At 73.9% G+C, this 25085-nt stretch carries 22 protein-coding genes; 6 read left to right on the top strand and 16 right to left on the bottom strand.

Annotated features, from left to right (window positions below):
- Positions 1-40: 40 nt before the first annotated feature.
- The 7 genes from AC067A_RS26545 to AC067A_RS26515 form a co-directional block, all read right to left on the bottom strand.
- Positions 41-721, bottom strand: coding sequence for a GntR family transcriptional regulator (locus AC067A_RS26545; protein ID WP_479244998.1), 681 nt, complete (start codon positions 719-721; stop codon positions 41-43).
- 47 nt (positions 722-768) lie between these two features.
- Positions 769-2154 (bottom strand): aldehyde dehydrogenase family protein, encoded by a 1386-nt coding sequence (locus AC067A_RS26540; protein ID WP_479244997.1) that lies wholly within the window; start codon positions 2152-2154, stop codon positions 769-771.
- Positions 2151-2327 (bottom strand): hypothetical protein, encoded by a 177-nt coding sequence (locus AC067A_RS26535; protein WP_479245086.1) that lies wholly within the window; start codon positions 2325-2327, stop codon positions 2151-2153. The genes AC067A_RS26540 and AC067A_RS26535 overlap by 4 nt, the downstream gene beginning before the upstream one ends.
- A gap of 26 nt (positions 2328-2353) precedes the next feature.
- On the bottom strand, positions 2354-3262 hold the full coding sequence (locus tag AC067A_RS26530) for a dihydrodipicolinate synthase family protein (RefSeq protein ID WP_479244996.1): 909 nt from the start codon (positions 3260-3262) through the stop codon (positions 2354-2356).
- A 104-nt stretch (positions 3263-3366) separates the two neighbouring features.
- Positions 3367-4854, bottom strand: coding sequence for an FAD-dependent oxidoreductase (locus AC067A_RS26525; protein ID WP_479244995.1), 1488 nt, complete (start codon positions 4852-4854; stop codon positions 3367-3369).
- The gene (locus AC067A_RS26520; RefSeq protein ID WP_479244994.1) at positions 4835-5149 is read right to left on the bottom strand and encodes a (2Fe-2S)-binding protein; all 315 of its coding nucleotides are present in this window, start codon (positions 5147-5149) and stop codon (positions 4835-4837) included. The genes AC067A_RS26525 and AC067A_RS26520 overlap by 20 nt, the downstream gene beginning before the upstream one ends.
- A 32-nt stretch (positions 5150-5181) precedes the next feature.
- Complete coding sequence (locus AC067A_RS26515; protein ID WP_479244993.1) at positions 5182-6345, bottom strand: NAD(P)/FAD-dependent oxidoreductase; 1164 nt, start codon at positions 6343-6345, stop codon at positions 5182-5184.
- Positions 6346-6550: 205 nt separating this feature from the next.
- Here AC067A_RS26515 and AC067A_RS26510 point away from each other — a divergent pair, with 205 nt between their 5' ends.
- The 5 genes from AC067A_RS26510 to AC067A_RS26490 are packed head-to-tail and all read left to right on the top strand — an operon-like array spanning position 6551 to position 12279.
- A complete protein-coding gene (locus AC067A_RS26510; RefSeq protein WP_479244992.1) occupies positions 6551-8296 on the top strand; it encodes an ABC transporter substrate-binding protein in 1746 nt (581 codons plus the stop codon).
- Positions 8297-8310: 14 nt separating this feature from the next.
- Entirely contained in the window at positions 8311-9243 is a 933-nt protein-coding gene (locus AC067A_RS26505) for an ABC transporter permease (RefSeq protein ID WP_479244991.1), read from the top strand.
- Entirely contained in the window at positions 9240-10226 is a 987-nt protein-coding gene (locus AC067A_RS26500; RefSeq protein WP_479244990.1) for an ABC transporter permease, read from the top strand. Before AC067A_RS26505 ends, AC067A_RS26500 begins: the two co-directional genes overlap by 4 nt.
- Positions 10226-11260, top strand: a complete 1035-nt coding sequence (locus tag AC067A_RS26495; protein ID WP_479244989.1) for an ABC transporter ATP-binding protein — start codon at positions 10226-10228, stop codon at positions 11258-11260. The genes AC067A_RS26500 and AC067A_RS26495 overlap by 1 nt, the downstream gene beginning before the upstream one ends.
- Positions 11257-12279: an ABC transporter ATP-binding protein gene (locus AC067A_RS26490; RefSeq protein WP_479244988.1), complete on the top strand. Its 1023-nt coding sequence runs from the start codon at positions 11257-11259 to the stop codon at positions 12277-12279. Before AC067A_RS26495 ends, AC067A_RS26490 begins: the two co-directional genes overlap by 4 nt.
- A 52-nt stretch (positions 12280-12331) precedes the next feature.
- Here AC067A_RS26490 and AC067A_RS26485 read toward each other — a convergent pair whose 3' ends face one another.
- The 6 genes from AC067A_RS26485 to AC067A_RS26460 form a co-directional block, all read right to left on the bottom strand.
- The gene (locus tag AC067A_RS26485; protein ID WP_479245082.1) at positions 12332-13234 is read right to left on the bottom strand and encodes an ornithine cyclodeaminase family protein; all 903 of its coding nucleotides are present in this window, start codon (positions 13232-13234) and stop codon (positions 12332-12334) included.
- Between the two features lie 29 nt (positions 13235-13263).
- Positions 13264-14223: a proline racemase family protein gene (locus AC067A_RS26480; RefSeq protein WP_479244987.1), complete on the bottom strand. Its 960-nt coding sequence runs from the start codon at positions 14221-14223 to the stop codon at positions 13264-13266.
- An 87-nt stretch (positions 14224-14310) separates the two neighbouring features.
- Positions 14311-16689, bottom strand: a complete 2379-nt coding sequence (locus AC067A_RS26475; RefSeq protein ID WP_479244986.1) for a collagenase — start codon at positions 16687-16689, stop codon at positions 14311-14313.
- 178 nt (positions 16690-16867) lie between these two features.
- Positions 16868-17311: a hypothetical protein gene (locus AC067A_RS26470; RefSeq protein ID WP_479244985.1), complete on the bottom strand. Its 444-nt coding sequence runs from the start codon at positions 17309-17311 to the stop codon at positions 16868-16870.
- Between the two features lie 82 nt (positions 17312-17393).
- Positions 17394-18944: an acyl-CoA synthetase gene (locus AC067A_RS26465; RefSeq protein WP_479244984.1), complete on the bottom strand. Its 1551-nt coding sequence runs from the start codon at positions 18942-18944 to the stop codon at positions 17394-17396.
- Positions 18941-20050: an NAD(P)H-dependent flavin oxidoreductase gene (locus AC067A_RS26460; protein WP_479244983.1), complete on the bottom strand. Its 1110-nt coding sequence runs from the start codon at positions 20048-20050 to the stop codon at positions 18941-18943. The genes AC067A_RS26465 and AC067A_RS26460 overlap by 4 nt, the downstream gene beginning before the upstream one ends.
- Positions 20051-20167: 117 nt before the next feature.
- Here AC067A_RS26460 and AC067A_RS26455 point away from each other — a divergent pair, with 117 nt between their 5' ends.
- Positions 20168-22015 (top strand): serine hydrolase domain-containing protein, encoded by a 1848-nt coding sequence (locus AC067A_RS26455; RefSeq protein ID WP_479244982.1) that lies wholly within the window; start codon positions 20168-20170, stop codon positions 22013-22015.
- A 129-nt stretch (positions 22016-22144) separates the two neighbouring features.
- On the opposite strand, the gene AC067A_RS26450 is transcribed toward AC067A_RS26455, so the two are convergent.
- From AC067A_RS26450 to AC067A_RS26440, 3 genes are all read right to left on the bottom strand, one after another.
- Positions 22145-22585 (bottom strand): subtilase-type protease inhibitor, encoded by a 441-nt coding sequence (locus AC067A_RS26450; protein WP_479244981.1) that lies wholly within the window; start codon positions 22583-22585, stop codon positions 22145-22147.
- Between the two features lie 336 nt (positions 22586-22921).
- Entirely contained in the window at positions 22922-23824 is a 903-nt protein-coding gene (locus AC067A_RS26445) for a LysR family transcriptional regulator (protein WP_479244980.1), read from the bottom strand.
- A 60-nt stretch (positions 23825-23884) separates the two neighbouring features.
- A complete protein-coding gene (locus tag AC067A_RS26440) occupies positions 23885-25084 on the bottom strand; it encodes a glycine C-acetyltransferase (protein ID WP_479244979.1) in 1200 nt (399 codons plus the stop codon).
- Position 25085: the final 1 nt, after the last annotated feature.

Here is a 25085-nt window from a genome sequence, read left to right as displayed (position 1 = left end):
GGTCCGTCCCGCCGCACCCTCGCCCGCGCGTCTCCGCGGGCTACCTCACGGACGGGCCGTCGCTCTGCGCCCAGAGGGAGCGGACGTGCCCCAGGTGCCTGGTCATGCAGGCCTCCGCCGCCGGGGCGTCGCCGGCGAGCATGAGGTCGAGGAGCTCCAGGTGCTCCTCGGCGGACGGGAGGAGGTCGCCGCGCTCGTCGAGGGCGGTGAGTCCGTAGAGGCGGGAGCGCTTGCGCAGGTCGCCGACGGTCTCGACGAGGCGTTCGTTGCCCGCGAGGCCGAGGAGGCCGAGGTGGAAGAGCCGGTCGGCTTCCAGGTAGCCGGTGAGGTCGTGCGCGCGGGCCGCGCGCACGATGTCCTCGGCGACCGGTCGCAGCGCCTCCAGGTCCTCGCGGGCGGCGACCCCGGTGATCCTGCCGACGGTCGGGATCTCGATGAGCGCCCGGATCTCGTTGTACTGGTCGAGGTCGCGCTCGTCGACCTCGGTGACCCGGAACCCCTTGTTGCGCACGGGCTCGACGAGGCCCTCCCGGGCCAGGTCGAGCATCGCCTCGCGGACCGGGGTGGCGGAGATGCCGAAGTCCTCGGCGAGCGCCGGCGCCGAGTACACCACCCCGGGCCGCAGCTCGCCGGAGATCAGGGCGGCGCGCAGGGCGTGGGCGACCTGGTCGCGCAGCCGCTCCCGGGAGGCGTTGAGGTCGCGCCGGGTCAGGTGCCCCATGACGGTGGTGATCCCTTCGTTCCGTCCGACATCACCACCGTACGTCGTCACGCCGCGGGGCCCGCGGGTGCCAGGGTGTACGTCCGTCCCGAGGTGTAGAAGTCCAGGGCCGCCGCGCCCTGCTCGCGGGGCCCGTGGCTGGACTCCTTGGAGCCGCCGAACGGCAGGTGGAAGTCGACGCCGGTGGAGGGGGCGTTGATCCGGATCATGCCGGTGTCGAGCAGGTCGAGGCCGTGCAGGGCGGTGTTCAGGTCGGCCGTGTGCACGGAGGTGACCAGGCCGTACGGGACGGAGTTGGTGATCCGGATCGCGTGGGCGAGGTCGTCGGCGGCCAGCAGGGAGGCGACGGGTCCGAAGACCTCCTCGCGCAGCAGCCGGTGCCCCGGGGAGACCTTCTCGACCAGGGTGGGTGCCGCGTACCAGCCGGACCTGTCGGGCACGGTGCCGCCGGCGAGGACGGACAGCCCCCGGGCGGCCTCGACCGCCCGGTCGCGGGCGTGCTCGTGGACGAGGGGACCGCAGACCGTGGCCGGGTCGGCGGGATCGCCGACCGGGAGGGTCCGCAGCGCTTCGGAGAGCGCCTCGCGCAGCGGGTCGAGGGCCGCGCCGACGGCGACGACACGGCTGGTGGCGGTGCACTTCTGGCCCGCGTACCCGGCGATGGAGGCGGCGATGTGGGCGGCCGCCTGCTCGATGTCCGCGTCCGGCAGGACGAGCGCCGCGTTCAGGCCGCCCATCTCGGCCTGCGCGGGGATGCCCCGGGCGGTGGCGGCGCGGGCGACGGCCCGGCCGACGGGGGTGGAGCCGGTGAAGGAGACGACGTCGGCGGCGGAGACGAGCGCGTTGCCCTCGGTCGCCCCGCCGGGGAGGACGGTGAAGACCCCTTCCGGAAGGGCCCCCCGGACGATCTCGGCGAGCCGCAGGGCGCACGCGGTGGCCTCGGGGGCCGGCTTCAGGACGACCGTGTTCCCGGTCGCGAGCGCCGGGGCGGCCTTCCACGTCGGGATGGCGAAGGGGAAGTTCCAGGGCGTGACGAGACCGGCCACGCCGTGCGGGCGGCGCCGGGTCATCAGCAGCCCGGCGCCCGCCGCGGTCTCGTGGACGGCGCCCGTGGGCCCGAAGGGCGCCTGGGCGTAGTAGCGCCAGATCGCGACCGTACGGGCGACCTCGGCCCGGGCTTCGGCGATCGGCTTGCCGACCTCGCGGACGGCGAGGGCGGCCAGCTCGTCGGCCGCCGCCTCGATGCCGGCGGCGACCGCGCCGAGGGCGGCCGAGCGGGCGCCGGCTCCCGCGCGCAGCCAGCCGGGCTGGGCGGCACGGGCGCGTTCGACGGCGTCGACGGCCGCGAAGGCGCCCGGGGTGGGGATCCGCAGGAGCACGTCGGTCGGGTCGGCGGGGTTCCGGGACGTGAGGAGGGGCAGTGCGTCGGTCACGGGAGGAAGCCTCCGGGGAAGGGGTCGTGCGGGTCGAGGTGGTACGGGGCGGTGCCGGTGGTCCGGACGTGGCCGGTGACGGTGGGGACGACCCCGGCACCACCGGTGACCCCACGGGTGGGCATGCCCTCGGTGTGCGGGTCGACGGCGTGGAAGACGTGACGCGTACGCACGGAACTCCTTTCGGCGGGAGCGGGCGTCAGCGGTGGCCGTCGGCGACGGCCTTCTCGGTGGCGGTGCGCACGGCGGCCTCGATCGCCCCGGTGAGGGGGTGGCGGGGCGGGCGGGTCGGGCCGCCGTGGCGGCCGACGAGGTCCATGGAGAGCTTGATGGCCTGGACGAACTCCGTCTTGGAGTCCCAGCGCAGCAGGGAGTGCAGGGACTTGTACAGCGGCGCGGCGGTGGCGAGGTCGCCGGCGACGGCGGCGCGGTACAGCTCGGCGCAGCTGCGCGGGAGGGCGTTGGGGTAGCCGGCGATCCAGCCGACGGCGCCGGCCAGGGCCAGTTCCAGGAGGACGTCGTCCGCACCGATCAGCAGGTCGAGCTCGGGGGCGAGTTCGGCGATCTCGTAGGCCCGGCGGACGTCGCCGCTGAACTCCTTGACGGCGACGATGCTGCCGTCGGCGTACAGGTCCGCCAGGAGCGCGGGCGTGAGGTCGACCTTGGTGTCGATCGGGTTGTTGTACGCGACGATCGGGATCCCGGCCCCGGCGACCTCGGCGTAGTGGGCGCGTACCGCCGGCTCGTCGGCGCGGTAGGCGTTGGGCGGCAGCAGGAGGACCGATCCGGCGCCGGCCTCGGCGGCCTGCTCGGCCCAGCGCCGCGACTCCGCACTGCCGTAGGCGGCGACACCCGGCATGACCCGCGCCCCGTCACCCGCCGCCGCGACGGCCGTCCGCACGACCTGGGCGCGCTCCTCGTCGGTGAGGGTCTGGTACTCGCCCAGCGAGCCGTTCGGGACGACCCCGTCACAACCGTTGGCGATCAGCCAGGCCACGTGCTCGGCGTAGGCGTCGTAGTCGACGGAGCGGTCCTCGCGGAAGGGGAGGGTGGTGGCGACCATGATGCCGCGCCAGGGGCGGTCGGTGTTCCAGGTGGTGGTGGTCATGTCGACGACCTTTCTGTAATGTGTGACATTTTATAGAGGGACCAAGAGAGAGGCCCGGTCAAGGGCCTCTCCGCTGGACGGGGCCAGGGATTGTCGGACAGGCGTCAGGAAGCTTCGCGGGGCGGGGTGTCCGCCGCCGGTTCGAGCGCGGCGAGCGCCGCGAGGCTGACCGGGACGGCGAACGGGCGGCGCTCGGCGGGCGGTTCGGCCGCGCCGTCACGCGCGGCGAGGCAGGCGACGGCGGTCCCGCACATCCGCCCCTGGCACCAGCCCATGCCGGCCCGGGTCAGGAGCTTGACGGTCCGGGCGTCCCGCGCCCCGAGGTCGGCGACCGCCTCGCGGACGCGCCCGGCGGGCACCTCCTCGCAGCGGCAGACGTCCGTCTCGTCGTCCAGCCAGGCGGTCCACCCGGGGCCGGGGGCGTGCGCCGCGGCCATCACGTCGGCGAAGGCCCGCATCCGGTCCCGGCGGCGCCGGAGGCCGGAGGTCCGGCCCGCGGCCCCCCGACGGCCCCGCAGCCGGGCGGCGATCGCGATGCCCGCCACCTCGCCCTCGGTGCGGGCGAGTTCGGCGCCTCCCACGCCGCCGGTCTCACCCGCCGCCCACAGTCCGGGCACCGAGGTCTCCTGGAGGTCGTCCAGGGCGAGGCCGAGGGTCCCGTCCGGCAGCGGACGGGTGGCGCAGCCGACGGCCGCGGCCAGTTCGATCTGGGGGACGAGTCCGTGTCCGACGGCCAGCGCGTCGCAGGCGATGCGGCGGCCCGTCCCCGGCACGGGACGCCAGTCGTCGTCCAGCCGGCTGACGGTGACGGCCTCCACCCGGTCGGTGCCGTGCACCTCGGTGACCGCGCGGCCCGGCAGCACCCGCACGCGGTGCCTGAGCAGTGCGGCCCCGTGCACCAGGGCCTCGGCCGCCTTGCGGGGGTTGGTCACGAGCGCCCGGGGGCTGCGGGCGTAGCGCAGGTAGCCGGCGGCCTCGACCACGGCGGGCACCCGCGCGCCCGCCGCGGCGAGGGACGAGGCGACGGCGAGCAGCAGCGGTCCGCTGCCGGCGACGACGACGCGGCGGCCGGGCAGGACCAGTCCGGACTTGAGCATGGCCTGCGCGCCGCCGGCGCCGACGACGCCGGGCAGGGTCCAGCCGGGGAAGGGCAGTTGGCGTTCGTACGCGCCGGTGGCGAGGAGCAGCGCCCGGGCCCGTACACGGGCGGGTCGCTCCGCGGCGCCGTCCACGCCGGTGACCGCGTGCACGGTCCACGTGCCGTCGGCCTCCCGGACCGTGGACCACACGTGGTGGCCCGACAGATGGGTGACGGAGCTCGCGGCCAGGCGCCGCCGCAGGTCGGAGAAGGCGGACCAGTCGTGGTGGAGCGCCTCGGGCCGGACGGCGCCCAGGGCGGGGGCGGGGTGCCGGTAGAACTGTCCGCCGGTCTGGGCGGACGCGTCGAGGAGGACGACGGAGAGGCCGAGTCCGGCGGCGGTGACGGCCCCGGCGAGCCCCGCGGAGCCCGCGCCGACGACGGCCAGGTCGTACGTCTCGTCCCGCGCGTTCCGCGCCCGCGGTGCGCCCGGTTCAGACGGCGAGGTGGTCATGGCCGTGCCCCTCCTGGGTGGTGATCGCGTCGCCGGGGCGGGCGGGGACCAGGCAGGCGCGGCGGTTGGGTTCGCCGTTGACGGTGGCGAGGCAGTCGTAGCACTGCCCGATGCCGCAGAAGGCGCCGCGCGGCCGGCCGCCGTCCCGGGTGGTGCGCCAGGCGAGGATGCCGGCGCCCCAGAGGGCGGCGGCGACGGTCTGGCCCGGCAGGGCGGTGACGCGCCGGCCGTCGAAGGTGATGTCGAACGGCGGATCGGGTTGTGCGCCGACGAGGTCGGCGGGGGTGCGGGCCACGGGCCCTCCTCTCGTGACGGTGTGCGCGTGCCTCAGGGCGCGGGCGTGGGCGCGGGGAAGCGGTCGGGGCGGAACGGGTGGATGTCCAGGGCCGGTTCGGCGCCGGTCAGGCAGGCCGCGACGAGGAGGCCGGTCACCGGCGCGAGGCCGATGCCCGCTCCTTCGTGGCCGCAGGCGTGCAGCAGGCCGGGGGCGCGCGGGTCGGGGCCGATGGCGGGCAGGTGGTCGGGCAGGTAGGGGCGGAAGCCGAGGTAGGTCCTGATGGCCCGCACGGTGCCGAGGACGGGGAAGAGCGCGGTGGCCCCGGCGGCGAGGCGGCGCAGCACCTCGGTGGAGAGCGTCCGGTCGAAGCCGACCCGCTCCCTGCTGGCGCCGATCAGGACGGGTCCCGCGGGGGTGCCCTCGACGACCGCCGAGGTCTGGAGGGCGGCGGAGCCGCTGGCGACGTCGGCGACGTAGTCGGCGGCGTAGACCTTGTGCCGCACCACGCGCGGCAGCGGTTCGGTGACGAGGACGAAGCCCCGTCGGGGCAGTACGGGAAGGTGCACGCCCGCGAGTTCGGCGAGTGCGCCGCCCCAGGTGCCGGCGGCGTTGACCACGTGCGGGGCGTGGAGGTCGCCGGCCGTGGTCCGCACGCCGAGGATCTCGCCGGCCGGGCCGGTGAGCAGTGCGGTGACCTCCTCCCCGAGGCGCAGCCGGATCCGGTCGCCGCCGGCGCGCAGCAGCCGGGCGGCGGCATGGGCGGGCATCACCTGGGCGTCCTGTGGATAGAGGAAGCCCCCCGTCAGCCCGGGAGCGAGGTGGGGCTCCAGATCGTGGAGCCGGTCCCCGGTGACCTCCCGGGCGGTGACGCCCGCCTTCTCCTGACGGGCCGCGAACTCCCGCAGGGCCCGCATCCCGGACTCCCCCGAGGCGACGACGAGGCCGCCCTTGGCCTCGTACTCGACCTGCGGCGGTAGCAGGTCGGCCAGTTCCCGCCACAGGGTGGTGGCGAGCAGGGCGAGTTCGAGTTCCGGTCCTGGCTCCTTGTCGGAGACCAGGAGGTTTCCCTCGCCCGCTCCGGTCGTCCCGCCGGCGACGGGACCGCGGTCGACGACGGTGACGGAGAGGCCGGCGAGGGCGGCGTAGTAGGCGCAGGCCGCGCCGACGACGCCGGCGCCGACGACGATGACATCCGAGGGTTTTCTCGTGGGCACGGCAGTAATATTTCACATGGCACTGGCATTGCCAAGACCCCAGCGGAGCATCGCAGCCCCCGCACGCGACTCCGGGCGACCTGCCGGACACGGATGGATAACGGAGTCGCCGATGGGTTGTCAGTACAATTTCACATTACTATGTTACCGGTCACATTCCAGTCGTCGCCGGCTGGCCGAACCGCTGCTCCCGGAGTGACCACCCATGAACAAGCGCACGTACACCCTGGCCACCGCCCTGGTGACGACCCTGACCCTCGGCGTGACCGGCTGTTCCGACGGCAAGAAGGCCGACGGCCCCCGGGACGGCAAGAACCCCGCGACCTCCACCAACGGCTCGGTCCTCGGCGGCACCCCGCAGAAGGGCGGCACCCTCACCGTCCTGTCCAACCAGGACTTCACCCACCTCGACCCGGCCCGCAACTGGGTCATGCCCGACATGGACTTCGGCACCCGGCTCCTCTACCGCACCCTCGTCACGTACGCGGCGCAGCCCGGCGCCAAGGGCAGCGAACTGGTCCCCGACCTCGCCGAGGACCTCGGCACGCCCTCCAACGGCGCCAAGACCTGGACCTTCCGCCTCAAGCCCGGCCTGAAGTACGAGGACGGCACCCCCATCACCTCCCGGGACATCAAGCACAACGTCGAGCGGTCCTTCTCCCCCGACCTGCCCGGCGGCCCCGACTACGCGGCCCGCTACCTCGTCGGCGGCAAGGGCTACCGGGGCCCGGCCGAGGGCAGGCACCTCGACTCGGTGAAGACCCCCGACGACCGCACGATCGTCTTCGAACTGCACACGGCCTTCGCGGAGTTCCCCTTCGCCGCCACCCTGCCGACCTTCGCCCCCGTGCCGCCGTCCCGGGACAAGGGTCTCCAGTACGACAGCCGCCCATTCTCCTCGGGTCCGTACAAGATCGAGACGTACGCCCGCGACAAGCAGCTCGTCCTGGTCCGCAACACCCACTGGGAGCCCGCGACCGACTCCGTCCGCAAGGCGTACCCGGACCGGATCGTCGTCACCATGGGCCTCAAGGGCAACCAGATCGACGACCGCCTGATCGCCTCGTCCGGCGCCGACGCCTCGGCCGTCTCCTGGGCGCAGCTCCGCCCCGAGTCCATCTCCAAGGTGCTCACCGAGGCCGACGTGAAGGCCCGGCTGCTCGCCGAGTCCAGCAGCTGCACCGAGATGGTCCAGATGCACACCGGCCGGGCCCCCTTCGACGACCTGAAGGTCCGCCAGGCCGTGCAGTACGCCCTCGACCGCGAGGCGATCGTCACCGCCGCCGGCGGCCCGGCGGTCGTCGACGCCTCCACCGCCGCCATGCCCGGCGCCCTCTTCACCGGCGGCAAGCAGCCCGACACGCTGAAGATCCCGCTCTCCGGCGACGTCGAGAAGGCCAAGCAGCTCCTCAAGGAGGCCGGGAAGGCCGACGGCTTCTCCACCCGCCTCACCGTCTCCATGAACGACAAGCGCATCGGCGAGGCCGTCCAGGAGTCCCTGGGCAGGGCCGGCATCAAGGTGACCATCGAGACCGTCGACCCGTCGGCCTTCTACGACACCATCGGCGACACCAAGAGCCGCACGGACCTCGTCTACGCCGGCTGGTGTCCCGACTACCCGTCCGGCTCCACCTTCCTCCCCTTCGTCTTCGACGGGCGCTTCATCAAGGAGAAGGGGAACACCGGCAACTACTCGATCTTCAAGGACGACGCCACCATGAAGCGGATGGACGAGATCGCCGCCCTGTCCGACGGCGCCCAGGCCAACAAGGCGTGGCAGGAGCTCGACGGGCAGATCCTCGCCAAGGCCCCGGTCGCCCCCGGCGCCTCGAAGCGCCGCACGCTGCTCATCGGCACCAACGTCGCCGGCGCCTTCGGGCACACCTCCTGGAGCGGCCAGCTCGACTACGCGACCGTCGGTCTCAAGGACCCGTCGAAGAGCGCGAACTGAAGGCCGCCCCTCCCATGACACTCACCACCACCTCCCCTCCGGTGACCGGCGGCAGCGGGGCCTGGCGGACGGTCCGCGCCGAACTGCGCCGCCGCACCTCGCTGAAGGTCTCCCTCGCCGTCATCGCCCTCTTCACCCTGATGACCGTCGCCGCGCCGCTGATCGGCGCGCTCGGCGGCTGGGGCCCCGAGGAGTTCGACAAGTCCGCCGTCGACCCCTACCTCGGCGGCATGCCGATCGGGCCGCTCGGCGGGGTCTCCGCCGAGCACTGGCTCGGCGTCGAACCCGTCAACGGACGCGACCTGTTCGCCCGCGTCGTGCACGGCGCCCAGGTGTCGCTGCTCATCGCCTTCTCCGCCACCGCGATCGTCGTGGTGGCGGGCACCGCCGCCGGCACCGCCGCCGGCTATTTCGGCGGCCGCACCGACACGGTGCTGTCCCGGCTGATGGACCTCACGATGTCCTTCCCCTCCCTCATCTTCATGATCGCGATGATGTCGGTGGCCCGGGACGTCAACCGCACCCTCCTGATGATCCTGGTCATCGGCCTCTTCGGCTGGCCCGGCGTGGCCCGGGTCGTCCGGGGCCAGACCCTCTCGCTCAAGCACCGCGAGTACGTCGACGCGGCCCGCGTCGGCGGCTCCGGCCCGCTGCGGATCCTCGCCCGCGACATCCTCCCGGGCGTCGCCGGACCCGTCATCGCGTACACCACGCTGATGATCCCCGGCATGATCGCCACCGAGGCCGCCCTCAGCTACCTCGGCGTCGGCGTCCGCCCGCCGACCCCGTCCTGGGGGCAGATGATCGCGGAGAGCGTCGCCTACTACGACACCGACCCGATGTACTTCCTCGTCCCCAGCGTCTGCCTCTTCCTCACCGTGCTCGCGTTCACCCTCGTCGGCGACGCCCTGCGCGACATCCTCGACCCACGAGGGGGCCGTTCGTGATCCTCTACCTCGGCCGCCGGCTGCTCGGGGTGGTCGGCGTCCTCCTCGCGATCGCCGCCGTCACCTTCGTGATCTTCTACGTGCTGCCCTCCGACCCGGCCGCCGCCGCGTGCGGCAAGGCGTGCAGCGACGAACGCCTGGAGGCGATCCGCGCCCACATGGGCCTGGACGCCCCGCTGTGGCGCCAGTTCGGCGACTTCGTCACCGGCGTCTTCACCGGCCGCACCATGGGCAGCGGCCGGTACGCCCTGCACTGCGAGTTCCCCTGCCTCGGCTACTCCTACGAGAACAGCGAGGCCGTCTGGGACCTGCTCGTCGACCGGCTGCCGGTCTCCGCCTCGCTCGCCGTCGGCGCCGCCGTGCTGTGGCTGCTCCTCGGCCTGACCGCCGGGGTCACGGCCGCGCTCCGCAAGGACACCCTGACCGACCGGGTCCTCATGGTCGGCGCGGTCGCCGCCGCCTCCCTGCCGGTGTACTTCACCTCGGTGCTGCTCATCTACGGGCTGATCCGGCTCACCGGACTGCTGCCCTACCCGCAGTACGTCCCCTTCACCACCGACCCGCTGTCCTGGGCCTCCAACCTGCTGCTGCCCTGGCTGGCGCTGGCCGTGCTGTACGCGGCCATGTACGCCCGGCAGAGCCGCGGTTCGATGATCGAGTCCATGGCGGAGCCGTACATCCGGACCGCCCGCGCCAAGGGCCTGCCGCGCCGCACCGTCGTCGTCAAGCACGGTCTGCGGGCCGGCATGACCCCGGTCCTCACCATCTTCGGCATGGACCTCGGCGGGCTCCTCGCGGGCGCCGTCATCACCGAGTCCCTCTTCGGCCTCCCCGGAGTCGGGCGCCTGTTCTACGGCGCTCTCAGCACCGGCGACCAGCCCGTCATCCTCGGAGTGACGCTGCTCGCCGCCGCCTTCATCGTCGTCGCCAACCTGGCCGTCGACCTGCTGTACGCCGTCGTCGACCCGCGAGTGAGGTACTGATGGCCGCACCGGAACCCCTGCTGCGGGTCCGCGACCTCACGGTCACCTTCCCGACCCCGCGCGGCCCCGTCCGGGCCGTGGACTCCCTCTCCTTCGACGTGCCGCACGGGCGCACCCTCGGCATCGTCGGCGAGTCCGGCTCCGGCAAGTCCGTGACCTCGCTCGCCGTCATGGGCCTGCACACCGGCGCCGAGGTCTCCGGCTCCGTCGCCCTCGACGGGCGCGAGCTCGTCGGCCTGCCGGACCGCGAGCTCAACCGGCTGCGCGGCCGCCGGATGGCGATGATCTTCCAGGACCCGCTGTCCAGCCTCCACCCGTACTACACGGTCGGCGAGCAGATCGCCGAGCACCACCGGGTGCACTTCGGCTCCCGGCGGGCCGCCGCCCGCGCCCGTGCCGTCGAGGCGCTCGCCGAGGTCGGCATCCCCGAGCCGAAGCGCCGGGTGGGCGAGTACCCGCACCAGTTCTCCGGCGGCATGCGCCAGCGGGTGATGATCGCGATGGCGCTGGTCTGCGAACCGGACCTGCTCATCGCCGACGAGCCGACCACCGCGCTCGACGTCACCGTGCAGGCCCAGATCCTCGACCTGCTGGCCCGGCTCCAGCAGGAACGCCGGCTCTCCGTCGTGATGATCACGCACGACCTGGGCGTGGTGGCCCGGGTGGCCCACGAGGTGCTCGTGATGTACGGCGGCCGGGCGGCCGAACAGGCCGCGGTGGACACGCTGTTCGCCGAGCCGGCGCACCCGTACACGCGCGGTCTGCTCGACTCGCTGCCCCGGCTCGACGACCCCGACGACGTACCGCTGCGGGCGATCCCCGGCAGCCCGCCGTCCCTCCTCGAACCGGCGCCGGGCTGCGCCTTCGCTCCGCGCTGCGCGCGGGCCGCCGCCGGCACGGAGGCGGAGCGGGAGCGGTGCGCGAGCCGGCGCCCCGGGCTCGGCGGACCCGAAGGCCACGCCGCCGCCTGCCACTTCCCGTCGTTCCCGGCGCTGTCAGCCGCGCCTTCCCCGTACGAAGGGGTCGACTCATGACCACCGCCCAGGCGGCACCGCCGCACCCGGCGCCCGCGCCGGACGACACCTCCACGCCGCCGCTGCTGCGGGTGCGCGATCTGACCATGACCTTCCCCGGGCGCCGCCGTTCGGCGCCGGTGAGGGCCGTCGACGGCGTCGGCTTCGACCTGGCCGAGGGCGAGACCCTGGGCCTGGTCGGCGAGTCCGGCTGCGGCAAGTCGACCACCGGCCGCATGATCGTGCGGCTCCTGGAACCGACCTCGGGCTCCGTCACCTACGCCGGCCGGGACCTCACCCATCTCTCGCAGCGGGCGCTCAAGCCCGTGCGGAGCGAGATGCAGATGGTCTTCCAGGACCCGCACTCCTCGCTCAACCCACGCCAGTCGGTGGCCCGGATCATCGCCGACCCGATGCTGGTGCAGGGCAGTTCGGCGGCGGACGCCCGTAGAAGGGCGCGGGAGCTGATGGATCTGGTCGGGCTGATCCCGGAGCACATCGACCGCTACCCGCACGAGTTCTCCGGCGGGCAGGCGCAGCGCATCGGCATCGCCCGCGCGCTGGCCACCGGCCCCCGGCTGGTCGTCGCCGACGAACCCGTCTCGGCCCTCGACGTCTCCGTGCAGGCGCAGATCGTCAATCTGATGGAACGGCTCCAGGAGGAGCTCGGGCTGGCGTACCTCTTCATCGCCCACGACCTGTCGGTCGTGAAGCGGGTCTGCGACCGGGTCGCCGTGATGTACCTCGGCCGGATCGTGGAGATCGGCGTGAAGGAACGGGTGTACGCGGCTCCCGCCCACCCCTACACCCGGGCGCTGCTGTCCGCGGTGCCGCTGCCCGACCCGGCGGCCGAGCGGGCCAGGGAACGGATCACGCTGCCGGGCGACCCGCCGAGCCCGGCCGCTCCCCCGCCGGGCTGCACCTTCCACCCCCGCTGTCCCAAGGCCCAGCCGGTCTGCCGCACGGAGGCGCCGCTGCTGCGGATCGCCACCCCGGGAGAGGCCCGGCAGGTCGCCTGCCACTTCCCCGAGCCGGCCTGAGGAAGGGAGACGCCCCGGTCCCGCGTGCGCGGGGCCGGGGCGTCTCCCGTGTTCAGCCGGCGAGGGCGGCCTCGTACACGGCGGCGGCGACCGCGAGGTCCTCCCAGGCCATGCCGACGCTCTTGAAGAAGCGCGGGCGGTCCGGGGACGGGGTGCGGCGGCCGGTGACGAGGTCGGCGAGGTCGCCCGCGACGTGGTCCTCCCCGATGGCTCCCTCGGCCGTCGGGACGAGCAGGTCGCCGGCCTCGCGGAGGGCGGCGGAGCGTGCCTCCACGTACACCTCCGCGCGCGCCACGAACGCGGTGTCCGTCTCGCGGGCGGTCGGTTCGTGCGAACCGACCGCGACGACGGTGGCGCCGGGCGCCACCCGCGTCCCGTCGAAGAGCGGCGCGCGGGCCGTGGTGCAGCAGACGACGAGGTCCGCCTCGCCCACGTCGGCGGGCGTGCCGACGCGGGCGGTCACGCCGAGGCTCCGCGCGTATCCGGCGAGGGCGCGCGCGCCGATCGCGTTGCGCCCGACGACGACGGCCCCGGCGAGCTCGCGGGCGGCGAGGACGGCCTCCAGGTGTCCGTACGCCTGGGGGCCGGTGCCGAAGAGCACCAGGCGCAGCGGCCTGTCGTCCGGTGTGAGGCGGCGCACGGCGAGCGCGGAGACGGCCGGGGTGCGCAGCTCGGTGAGGGCCGCGCCGTCGAGGAGGGCCAGGGGCCTGAGGTTCGTTCCGTCGAGCAGCAGGTAGGAGCCGGTGATGCGGGGCAGGCCGAGGGCCGGGTTGCCGGGGGCCACACCGGCGATCTTCACTCCGGCGTACCCGCCGAACGCGGCGGGCATCAGCAGGAGTTCGCCGGCCGGTACGGGGACGGCGGTGCGGTGCGGCGCCGTTTCGGGGTCGAATCCGGCGCGCAGCACGTCGGCGAGGACGTCGGCCGTCGCGGCCGGGGACAGGAGGCGGGTCATGGTCGGGGCGTCGACGAGGAGCAGGTCGGTCACAGGAGGAATCCCGTCCCCAGGTCGTCGTGCGGGTCGAGCACGAAGGCGTGGGTGCCGGTGCGGTGCGCGGTTCCGGTGACCTCGGTGACGCCGCCGGGCAGCAGGCGGCCGGTGAACACGGTGCCGGCGACGGACTCGTGGGTGAGGGTGTCGCCGGGACCGAGGCGTCCGTCCTCGCCGAGCAGCGCGAGCCGGGCGGAGGTGCCGGATCCGCACGGCGAGCGGTCGATCTGGCCGTCGGCGAAGACCGTGACGTTGCGTTGGCGCGGGCCGTGGGGGGTGTCGGGCAGGTCCTCGTGGAGGATGACGCCGTACACGTCGTACGCCGGGAGTGCGGCGCGGATCTCCCGTCCGGCCCGGACGAGTCCGGGCAGGGAGGCCGGGGTGGTGTCGAGGCCGAGGGCGCGGGCGGGGACGGAGACGTAGCAGGCGCCGGAGTCGGCGAGGTCGACCTCGACGACGCCGTGTGCGGTGGTCACCGGGACCTTGCGGGCGAGGACGTGCGTGGGGACGTTGCGGAAGGTGACGCCGGTGGTGCGGCCGCCCGAGCGGTGCACGGTCGCGGAGACGCGCCCCGAGGGCACGTCGATCCGGACGACGGCGTCGCCGTCGTCCGGGGCGTGGACGCGTCCGGTGTCGACGGCCCAGGCGCCGAGCGCCATCGTGCCGTGGCCGCAGGCCGTGGAGTAGCCGTCCTTGTGCCAGAACAGGACGCCGAAGTGGGCGCCGTCGTCGTCGGGCGGGACGACGAACCCGCCGTACATGCCGGAGTGTCCGCGGGGTTCGCGGACCAGGAGGCGGCGCACCTCGTCGAGCGGTCCGAGCCGGAGTGCCAGGGCTCGGCGCTCGCGGACGGTGTCGCCCGGGACCGGGGGCAGGTCCTCGGCGACGATCCGGAAGGGTTCGCCCGCGGTGTGGTAGTCGGTGGTGCGGATCGGGTGCGGGGTGGTGCTCACGTACAGGCCTCCGGATGCGGTTGCGGGGGAAACGGGAGCCGGGCCGGCCACTCCCCCGTGGAGTGGCCGGCCCGGACGGTGGGGTGGTCAGCTGCGCAGGGGGCCCTCACAGCGGTAGCTCGACGTGCCCGCGACCCTGCTGGACCAGATGTCGATCGGCCCGAAGGAGCAGTTCATGTCGGCGAGGTTGTTCGACGCGGCGCCGGCCCGGTCGAGGATGAAGTAGTCGACGGTCTCGGACATGTCCTTGAAGTTCCGGTCCTCGACGGCCGAGTCGGACAGGTTGGCGGTGATCCGTCCGGTACAGACGAAGCGGCGCTTGCCGGGCTCGCCCGCCTCGACGCAGTCGGGGTTGTTGTAGGTGGCGTTGGCGAAGGCGGTCCGGACGGCGTTGACGTCGGTGTCGCGCAGGTACCCGTTGGCCGTGTACGTGGTGTTGGGCACGTACAGCGTGTCGACCTTGGCGATCTGGGCGTCCAGGAAGCGGTCGTACGCCTGCTGGAGGCCGGGGTCGGCGCTCAGCCGCTCGCGCCAGGCGTCGTAGGCGCTGACGTCGTTGTTCCGCAGGTGCGTGTACATCTCGCGGAGCAGCGAGGGGCGTTCGGTCCACAGGAACTCGAAGAAGGTGCCGGCGTAGTTGTAGAAGCGGAAGCCGTCGCCGTCGTAGGTGGCGTGGAGGAGTCGGCGGACGCTCATGCGCGGGCCGCCGCCGGCCGTGTCGTTGATGACGCCGCGGACGAGGGACTTGCGGACGGCGATGCCGTTGTCCCGGGTGGCGCCGTCGAAGAACTCGGCCGTGCCCTCGTCCATGGCGGTGGTGCGGTCGCCCTGGTACCAGGGGCCCTGGCCGAAGAAGCCGGGGACGGCGAAGCGGCCGTTGAGGTAGTGGACGTACTCGTGCCGGAAGAGCTCTTCCAGGGTGAGGCTGGAGTCCTGGGGGACGCGGCGCTGGTACGTGTAGAAGGTGGCGCCGTTCTCGATGTAGATGCCGCCGTTGTTCGTGCCGTACCCGGTGAGGATCGGGTGGTAGTTCTCGTAGTCGGCGCGGGAGGCGTACAGGACGATGTTCAGGGTGGTGTTGGGGTCGCCCGCCAGCGGCTGGTCGGTGCCGAGGACGCGGTGGTACTGCGCCTTGACCTGCTTGCTCGCGTAGTAGAGCTGGTCGACGGTGGCGCGGTCGAGCGCGGTGCGGACCCTGATGGCGCCGTTGTCGTAGGTGTACGTGTACGGGAAGAGCTGCTTCTCGATGTCCTCCTTGCACACGCCGTACGGCTTGCAGGCCTCGTAGAAGTTGAGCCAGGAGACGACCTTGGCCCACTGCTCGCTGCCGCGGCCGAAGGTGGCGACGACCGTGCCGAGCATGGTGCCGAGGTCGGCGACGACCCCGTCCCTGAGTCCCGCGATCTGGCCGAAGCGGCCGTACTCGCCGATGGCGTCGCGGGCGACCCAGCTGTTCGCGGTCCCCTTCAGGTGCCCGTAGCCGGCGAAGGCCTTGAAGGCGGCGCGGTACGCCGGGTCGGCGGCGGCGGCCGCGTGGAAGGCCGCGTCCTGGTTGCCCGGGTAGACGCCGAGGTAGTTGACGGAGAGGCCGGCGAGCGCGGCGCCGGCCCAGGCGGGGTCGAGGTTCGTCGCGGGGTGGGCCGGGTCCATCGTGGCCAGGACCCGCTTGATCAGGCCGAGCTGGTGGTGGCGCAGGCCCGGCGCGCTGGCGGCGTGCAGCGCCTCGCGCAGGGTGTTCGCGTTGCTCGTGGTGACGTCGAAGGTGCGGGGGGCGGCGCCGAAGGCGGCGACCGCCTGGCGTATCGCGTCCACGGTGGGCGCGTCGGTGGTGTCGATCTCGCCGCGGGAGAAGTCGTGGTACGCGACGGCGTGCAGGTACGTGAACATCCCCTCCAGGCGCGAGGAGTTGTTGCCGTCGTGGGTCGGGGCCAGACTCGCGGCGCGCCGGGCGACGGCCTGGACGTGGGCGTCGGACATCACGGGGACGAGCCGGGCGTCCCAGGTCCAGACGAGGCGGTTGACGCATTCGGTGGTGACGGCCGGATCGGCGAGGAAGGCGGCGAACTGGTCGGCGGTGAGGCCGGTGACGCCGTCCAGCGTGCAGGGCACGCCCGCCGCGGTGGTGGCGTCGGCTACCGCGGCGAGGGACCGGGCGGTGGTGCCGGTCGCGTCCTTGGCCCGGGTGGCGGCCCCGGCCTTTCCGGCGACGCGGCCGGCGGCGAGGCCGCCCGGGGCGGGCGCGGGTCCGAAGGTCGTGCGGGTGGCGGTGGCGAGGTGTTCGACCTCGTCGAACGGGTTGGCCTCGGCACCGGCCCGCGGCGCCGCCGGGCCGGCCACCGGGGTCGCCGGCGCCGGGAGGCTCTCGGCGTCCGCGGCGGTGACGGCGGACTGGCCGGCGGAGGCCAGGAGCGTCACCGCGATGGCGGAGGCGAGCAGGGACGAACGCACACGTCTGTGGAGGGACAACAGAACTCCTGCTGTTGAGGGGGGTTGGTGGGGATGGGTACGCGAACCGGCCGGGTTCGCACGGCGTATGACAGACGTTCATCGAACCGTGTGCGGTGTAACATAGTAATGTGAAATTGCACTGACAACCCCTCTGACGCCATCAGTTCTCCCGGCCCTGGCCCCGGAAGCGTGACGGTCAGTCGCTCCAGGTGTCGCGGTACTCGATGGGGAGAGCGCCCGGCACGTGTCGCCGGGTGCGCGGCCGCGACCACGGGCCGGAAGTGAATTCGACGCACCGGTGCCGGGCTCCGTGCCGCGCGCGGGTCTCCTTCCACGAGGCCGCGGGGAACCGCAGGCCGTGGTGGGCCAGGACCAGGTCCAGCGCGACCGGTTCGCCGTCGCGGGCACGGTCGCCGGGTGCCGGACCGGCCCGGATCGGCAGGTGCACCAGAGGGCGGGCGGAACGCGCGGCCGGCGCCCACCGCCCGGTGAGGCTCTCGGCGCCGTCGCGGTCGACGTACATCGACAGCCGGTGCCCGTCGTCCCGCAACGTCATCCGCCCCGGGACCGGATCAGGCCGGATCACCCTGCCCTCGGCCCCGCCCGTGCGGACCTCGTGCGCCCGCACCCGCCGCTCCACGCGCCTCCCTCGAACGATCTCGCGCCGACCCCGGCCCGACGCGCCCGCGATCTCGTTCGAACGACCAGGGGGCCAAATGCCGTCACATGGGTCGGGCGTGGCCCTCCCAGTACGGGTCGCGGAGGCGGCGCTTGTAGAGCTTGCCGTTGGGGTCGCGGGGCATGACGGCGATGAAGTCGACGGATTTCGGGCGCTTGAAGCCGGCGAGGCGGTCGGCGCAGTGGGCGAGGAGGGAGTCGGCGAGGGCGGGTCCCGGCTCGTGGCCCTCGGCGACCTCGACGACCGCCTTGACCTCCTCGCCCCAGTCGGCGTGGGGGATGCCGAAGGCGGCGGCGTCGGCGACGGCGGGGTGGGCGAGGAGCGCGGCCTCGATCTCGGCCGGGTAGATGTTGACACCACCGGAGATGATCATGTCGATCTTGCGGTCGCGGAGGTAGAGGTATCCGTCCTCGTCGAGGACGCCGAGGTCGCCGACGGTGAAGAAGTCGCCGATGCGGTTCTTCGCGGTCTTCGCCTCGTCCTTGTGGTACTGGAAGCCCCCGGTGTTCATCTTCAGGTAGACGGTGCCGAGTTCGCCGGGCGGCAGCCGCTTCCCGTCGTCGTCGAAGACGGCGAGTTCGCTGATGGGCCACGCCCTGCCGACCGTGCCGGGCCGCTTGAGCCACTCCTCGGCCGTGGCGAAGGCGCCGCCGCCCTCGCTGGCCGCGTAGTACTCCTCGACGCACCGGCCCCACCAGTCGATCATCGCCCGCTTGACGTGCTCGGGGCAGGGCGCGGCGCCGTGGATGGCGTGGCGCATCGAGGAGACGTCGTACCGCTCGCGTACGTCCTCGGGGAGGGCGAGCAGGCGGTGGAACTGGGTGGGGACCATGTGCGTGTGGGTGCAGGCGTACCGGTCGATGAGCCGCAGCATCTCCTCGGGCGTCCAGCGGTCCATGAGGACGAGCGGGTGCCCGATGTGGAGGGCGGCCGCGGCGAACTGGAGCACGGCGGTGTGGTAGAGCGGCGAGCAGACGAGGTGGACGTTGCCGTCGGCCGGACGGATGCCGAAGATGCCGAGGAAGCCGCCGAGAGGGGTCTCCTCGGGGAGTCTGCCGGGGAGCGGGCGGCGGATGCCCCGGGGCCGCCCGGTGGTGCCGGAGGTGTAGTTCATGACCCAGCCGAGGGTGCGGTCGGCGGGCGCCGCCGCGTCCTGGCCGTCGAGGAGTTCGGCGTACGGCCGGAAGCCGGGGACGGCGCCCACCGCGTACCGGTGCGTGGGGGCGAGTCCGGCCTCGTCGGCGGCGGAGGCGACCGCCTCGGCGAACCGCTCGTGGGCGAGGAGGACCTTCGCGCCGGAGTCGGCGACGATCCAGGCGATCTCGGAGCCGACGAAGTGGTGGTTGACGGGGACGAGGTAGAAGCCGGCCTGGGTGGCGGCCAGATGCGCCGTGAAGAACTCGGGACCGTTGGGCAGGACGACGGCGAAGGCGTCCCCGCGCTCCAGGCCGGCCGCGCGCAGGCCGTGGACCAGGCGGTTGGCCTCGGCGTGCAGACGGCCGGCGCTCCATTCCTCGCCGTCGGGCGCGACGAGCACCGTACGGCCGGGGTCGGCGGCGGCCTGGGACCAGAATCCGGTGGGACCGTTGCTCACTGGGCGCTCCGTCCGGCGATGCGGTTGATGCGGTCGACGGCCTTCTCGAAGCCGCGGGTGAGCTCGTCGACGACCTGCTGGACGCTGCGCTCGGAGTTCATCCGGCCGACGATCTGTCCGACGGGGGTGCCGAGGAGCGGTTCGACCTCGTACCGCTGGATGCGGGAGACGGCCTCGGCGACCAGGAGTCCCTGGAGCGGCATGGGGAGCGTGCCCGGGCCGGCCGGGTCGTCCCAGGCGTCGGTCCATTCGGTGCGGAGCTGGCGGGCGGGCTTGCCGGTCAGCGCGCGGGAGCGGACGGTGTCGCCGGAACCGGCGGCGAGGAGCTTGTCGGTGAGGGCGCGGGAGTGCAGCTCGGCCTCGGTGGTGGTGAGCCAGATCGATCCGAGCCAGACGCCCTGCGCGCCGAGGGCCAGTCCGGCGGCGATCTGCTCGCCGCTGCCGATGCCGCCGGCGGCGAGCACGGGCAGCGGGGACACCGCGTCGACGACCTCGGGGGTGAGGACCATGGAGGCGATCTCGCCGGTGTGGCCGCCGGCCTCGTACCCCTGGGCGACGACGACGTCGATGCCGGCCTCGGCGTGGTGGCGGGCGTGGCGGGCGCTGCCGGCGAGGGCGGCGACGAGGACGCCGTGGTCGTGGGCGCGGGCGACGACGTCCGGCGGCGGGGAGCCGAGGGCGTTGGCGAGGAGCTTGATGGGGTAGTCGAAGGCGACGTCCAGCTGGTTGCGGGCGACCTGCTCCATCCAGCCGGTGATCCGCCAGCCGGAGGCCTCGCCCTCGGCGAGTTCGGGGACGCCGTGCTTGGCGAGGGTGGCGCGGACGAACGCCCGGTGCTCCTCGGGGATCATGGCCTCGACCTCGGCCTCGGTCACCCCTTCGACCTTCTTGGCGGGCATCACGACGTCGAGGCCGTAGGGCAGTCCGTCGGTGTGCGCCTGCATCCAGTCGAGGTCTCGGGCGAGGTCGTCGGGGGCGGTGTAGCGGACCGCGCCCAGGACTCCGAACCCGCCGGCTCTGGTGAGTGCGGCGGCCACCGCGGGGAAGGGCGTGAAGCCGAAGATGGCGTGCTCGATCCCCAGGGTGCGACTCAGCTCCGTCTCCATGGGCGGCAGGATGCCCCAGCCTCGCGGCGGAGGGAAGACCTTTTCTGATGCCTCGTCAGATTCTTTGCGGGCGGCACGCCGCGGTTTCGCCCCGGCCCCCCGTGGGAGAGGGTGGGCATGACGGACGACGAGACGAAGAGCAGAGGCCTGAGCCGGCGCGCGTTCGGCGCCGGGGCGGCCGTCCTCGGAGGTGCCCTGATGATCGGTGCGGTGCCGGGGGCCGCGGCCTCCCCGGAGCGGGGCGGCGCGGGGCCGGGAGCCCCGGGCGTGCCTCCGGACGGGGCCGCGGGCGGAGCCGGAGGACCGGCCTCGGACGCGGCCCGGGCCGGGGCCGTGCGGCGGACCACGCTCCGGCGCGGCTCGGCCGGGCGCGCCGGGCTGCTCGCGCCGCACCTGGACGCGCTGGTCGCCGGGGCCGAGCGCTTCCTGTCGCCCTCCCCCACGCACCCCTGGTACGCGGGGGCCGTCCTGCTCGCCGGGCGCGGCGGGACCGTCGCCCTGCACCGGGCGATCGGTTCGGCGGTGCGGTACGCGTCCTACGACGAGAAGACCGACACCGGCGTCGAGCTGCCGCCCGACCGGCGGATCCCGATGACCGAGGACACCGTCTTCGACCTGGCGTCGGTCTCCAAGCTGTTCACCTCGATCCTGGCGGTGCAGCAGATCGAGCGCGGCGCGCTGGACCTGGAGGCGCGGGTCACCGCGTACCTGCCGGAGTTCGGGGGCGGCGGCAAGCAGGACGTCACGGTCCGTCAGCTGCTCACCCACACGTCGGGGTTCCGGTCGTGGATCCCGCTCTACCGGGAGCCGACGCGGGAGGGGAAGCTGCGGCTGATCTGGAACGAGCGGCCGGCGAGCCCGCCGGGGTCGGCGTACCTCTACTCCGACCTGAACCTGATCTCGCTCCAGCTGATCCTGGAGGAGATCACCGCTCGCGGTCTGGATACGCTGCTCCACGACGAGATCACCGCTCCGCTCGGGATGCACCGCACGCGTTTCAACCCGCCGCTCTCGTGGCGGCCCGAGATCGCCGCCACCGAGGACGCCCGCCCGCCCTGGTCCGGGCTCGACCGGGGCATGGTCCACGGCGAGGTCCACGACGAGAACGCCCATGCCCTCGGCGGGGTCGCCGGCCACGCCGGGATCTTCTCCCGCGCCTGGGACCTCGCGATCCTGGCCCGCACCCTCCTCAACGGCGGGGCGTACGGCAGCGCCCGCATCCTCTCCCCCGCCTCCGTGGAGCTGATGTTCACCGACTTCAACACCGCCTTCCCCGGCGACGAGCACGGGCTCGGCTTCGAGCTCTACCAGCACTGGTACATGGGGGCGATGGCCACCCCGCGCACGGCCGGGCACACCGGCTTCACCGGCACCAGCCTCGTCCTCGACCCGACCACCGACGCGTTCCTCGTCGTCCTCGGCAACTCGGTCCACCCGGTGCGCTCGTGGCGTTCCGGCTCCGCGCCCCGCGTCGCCGCGGCCGACGCCCTGGCCCGCGCCGTCCCGGTGCGCCCGGCCCGGGGCCGGGCCTCCTGGTTCACCGGCATGACGAACGGCACGACCGCGACCCTCACGCTGCCTCGGACCACCGGAGCCGTACGCCTGGAGTGCGCGCTGTGGTGGGACACCGAGCCGGGCGCCGACCGTGTCGCCCTGGAGGTCTCGCCCGACGGCGGCGGCACCTGGCGACCCGTGCCCTTCACCACCGACGGCCACCTCCCGCACCCGACGGGATCCGTCGACGGCTGGTCCGGCCGCCGCTGGCACACCGTGTCCGCACCCCTCCCCCACGCGCCCGGCCCGCTGCGCTGGCGCTCCACCACGGACGGGCGCTACGTGGGGCGCGGGGTCTACGTGGACGGGCTGCGCCTCCTCGACGCGGCGGGACGACCCCTGTTCGACGAGGCACGGCCCGCCGACCGCGCGCGGATCGAGGCGAGGGGGTGGGAACGCTCGGCGGACTGAGGCGGGCACGCGGTGCTTCGGACTCGGGCGGCGGGCCCGGCGGAAGGCGCGGCCGGGGCCTCCGCCGGGCCCCGGCCGTTCCGGGCCGGCCGTACCGTTCGGGGACGGCAGGGCCGCGCGCCGCGCCCGTCAGAAGGTGAGGGCCGCCACCGCCGCCGTGCGGGCGCGCAGCTCGCAGGCGTTGCCGTAGGTCTCCGACCAGGAGACCCGGCGGCCCTGCCAGACGCCGTCGCCGGTGACCGTGACCGGGGCCCACTCGCGCGTACAGGGGCGGTCGGCCGCCAAGGCCGTCAGGGCGCCCAGGTCGCCCTCGGTCGCGGCGAGTTCGGCGCACGCGGACGCGGGGTCGGGGTGGGTTCCGCCGGGAGTGGGGGCGCAGTTCAGGGTGACGGCGCGGACGATCGTGGCCGTGTCGGGGCTGTCCCCCTCACCGACGGCGAGGACGAGCGCCGAGGGGGCGTAGAGGGACGCGGGTGAGGCCTCGGCCGCGCCGGTGCAGGCGGTGCCGATGAGGGCGAGGCCGGTGGCCGTGGCGAGCGTGGTGACGCCGAGGGTACGGAAGTAACGCACGGGGGTGTCCCTTCGCGTGAGATCAAGGGGGTGTGCGAGCCGATCGGCTGCGGAGAGGAGTCTTGTCGACGCGCAGGGTGATCGCACATCCGTCGCCGTTTTCCGGCCGCGTCCACGCCACAGGGCCGACCGACTGGTCGTTCGGGGAGCTGGGAGGGGGTGCGGACCGCGGTCCGACGGCGGTCCGGCGGACGCGACCGCCGGGCCGTACAAGCTTGCACGACCGCCCTACCTGCGAAAATCCGAGAAATGTTCGAGGTTGGAGCACCTGAGCGGAGGGTCGATCGTCCGGAAGTCCGCCCTCGACCGAAGCATGCCCGCACCCCCGGAGGAGTCTCAGGGACCGGCCGCGTCGCCGAGCGCCGCGAGGACCGGGCTGATCAAGGGGTGCTCCTCGGCGCCGCGCCGGACGGCGGCGAACACGCGGCGGGTCGGTGCGACGCCGTCGACCGGGCGGACCTCCACGCCGGTGAGTTCCATGCCGCGCAGGGCGGAGCGCGGCACCAGCGCGACGCCGGCGCCGGCCGCCCCGAGGGCGACGACGGCCCGGAAGTCGTCGGAGGCGTGCTCGAGGCGGGGGGCGAAGCCGGCGTACTCACAGGCCAGGACGGTCACGTCGCGGCAGGGGTTGCCGACGGACTGGCCGATCCAGGCGTCCTTGGCGAGATCGCCGAGCGCGACCCGCTCCGCGGCCACCAGCCGGTGGCCGGGCGGCAGGACGGCGTCGAAGGGCTCGGCGTAGAGCGGGACGCGGGTGAGCCGGGCGTCGTCCTCGGCCGGGGCGCCCCGGTACTCGACCGCGACGGCCACGTCGACCTGCCGGTCGAGGACCATCATCAGGCTCTCGTCGCCCTCGGCGTCCCGCACCCGCACCCGGATGCCGGGGGCGGAGCCGGCCAGCGCCCTGATGGCCGGGGCCACCACGAGGCCGATGCCGGTGGCGAACGCGGCGACGGTGACCGTGCCGGCCTCGCCCGAACCGTAGGCGGCGAGCTCGGACTCGGCCTGCTCCAGCTGGGCCAGGACGGCGTTGGCGTGGCTGAGCAGGATCTCGCCGGCCGGGGTGAGGCGCGCGCCGCGGGCGCTGCGGTCCACCAGGCGGTGACCGGTCTCCTGCTCCAGGGCGGCGAGCTGCTGGGAGACGGCGGAAGGGGTGAGATAGAGCGCGGCGGCCGCCGCCGTGACCGTGCGGTGGTCGGCCACCGCACGGAGGATGTGCAACCGCCGCGCTTCGATCATGCTCCTAGTCTCGCAGTACCGGGGCCCTGCTCAGACCGCCAGGACCCCGGGGCGGCGCCGTCAGGCGCCGAGGGCGGCGCGGGCCTCGACGAAGGCGTCGACGGCCCGGTTCACGTCCTCGGTGGAGTGGGCGGCGGAGAGCTGCACGCGGATGCGGGCCTGACCCTGCGGCACGACCGGGTACGAGAAGCCGATCACGTACACGCCGCGCTCCAGGAGCAGCTCGGCCATCCGGCCGGCGACGGCGGCGTCACCGATCATGACGGGGGCGATGGCGTGGTCGCCGGGGAGGATGTCGAAGCCCTCCTCGGTCATGCGGGAGCGGAAGAGCGCCGTGTTGGCGTTGAGCCGCTCGCGCAGGTCGCCGGCGGACTCCAGGAGGTCGAGGACCTTGAGGGAGGCGGCGGCGATGACCGGGGCGAGGGTGTTCGAGAAGAGGTACGGGCGCGAGCGCTGGCGCAGCAGGGCGACGATCTCGGCGCGGGCCGCGACGTAGCCGCCGGAGGCGCCGCCGAGGGCCTTGCCGAGGGTGCCGGTGATGATGTCGACGCGGTCCATGACGCCGTGCAGTTCCGGGGTGCCGCGTCCGCCGGGGCCGACGAAGCCGACGGCGTGCGAGTCGTCGACCATGACCATGGCGTCGTAGCGCTCGGCCAGGTCGCAGATGTCGGCGAGCGGGGCGACGTACCCGTCCATGGAGAACACGCCGTCGGTGACGATCAGCTTGCGCCGGGCGCCGCCCTCGGTGGCCTCCTTCAGCTGCTGCTCCAGGTCGGCCATGTCGCGGTTGGCGTAGCGGAAACGGCGGGCCTTGGACAGGCGGATGCCGTCGATGATCGACGCGTGGTTGAGGGCGTCGGAGATGACCGCGTCCTCCGGGCCGAGGATCGTCTCGAAGACTCCGCCGTTGGCGTCGAAGCAGGAGGAGTAGAGGATCGTGTCCTCCTGGCCGAGGAAGGAGGACAGGCGCGCCTCCAGCTCCTTGTGCACCTCCTGCGTGCCGCAGATGAAGCGGACGGACGCCATGCCGTAGCCCCAGCGGTCGAGCGCCTCGTGGGCGGCGGCGACCACGTCGGGGTGGTCGGCGAGGCCGAGGTAGTTGTTGGCGCAGAAGTTCAGCACCTCGCCGGGGCGGCCGCCCGCGGTGACGGCGACGGTGGCCGACTGGGGGGTGCCGATGACCCGCTCGGGCTTGTGGAGCCCGGCCTGCCGGATCTCTTCGAGGGTGGCACGGATGTCGTCGCGTACGGAATCGAACATG

This window comes from Streptomyces sp. NPDC043176 (assembly GCF_056436715.1).
The sequence above is the reverse complement of the archived record's forward strand: the minus strand, read 5'-3'. Positions and strand labels throughout refer to the sequence as shown.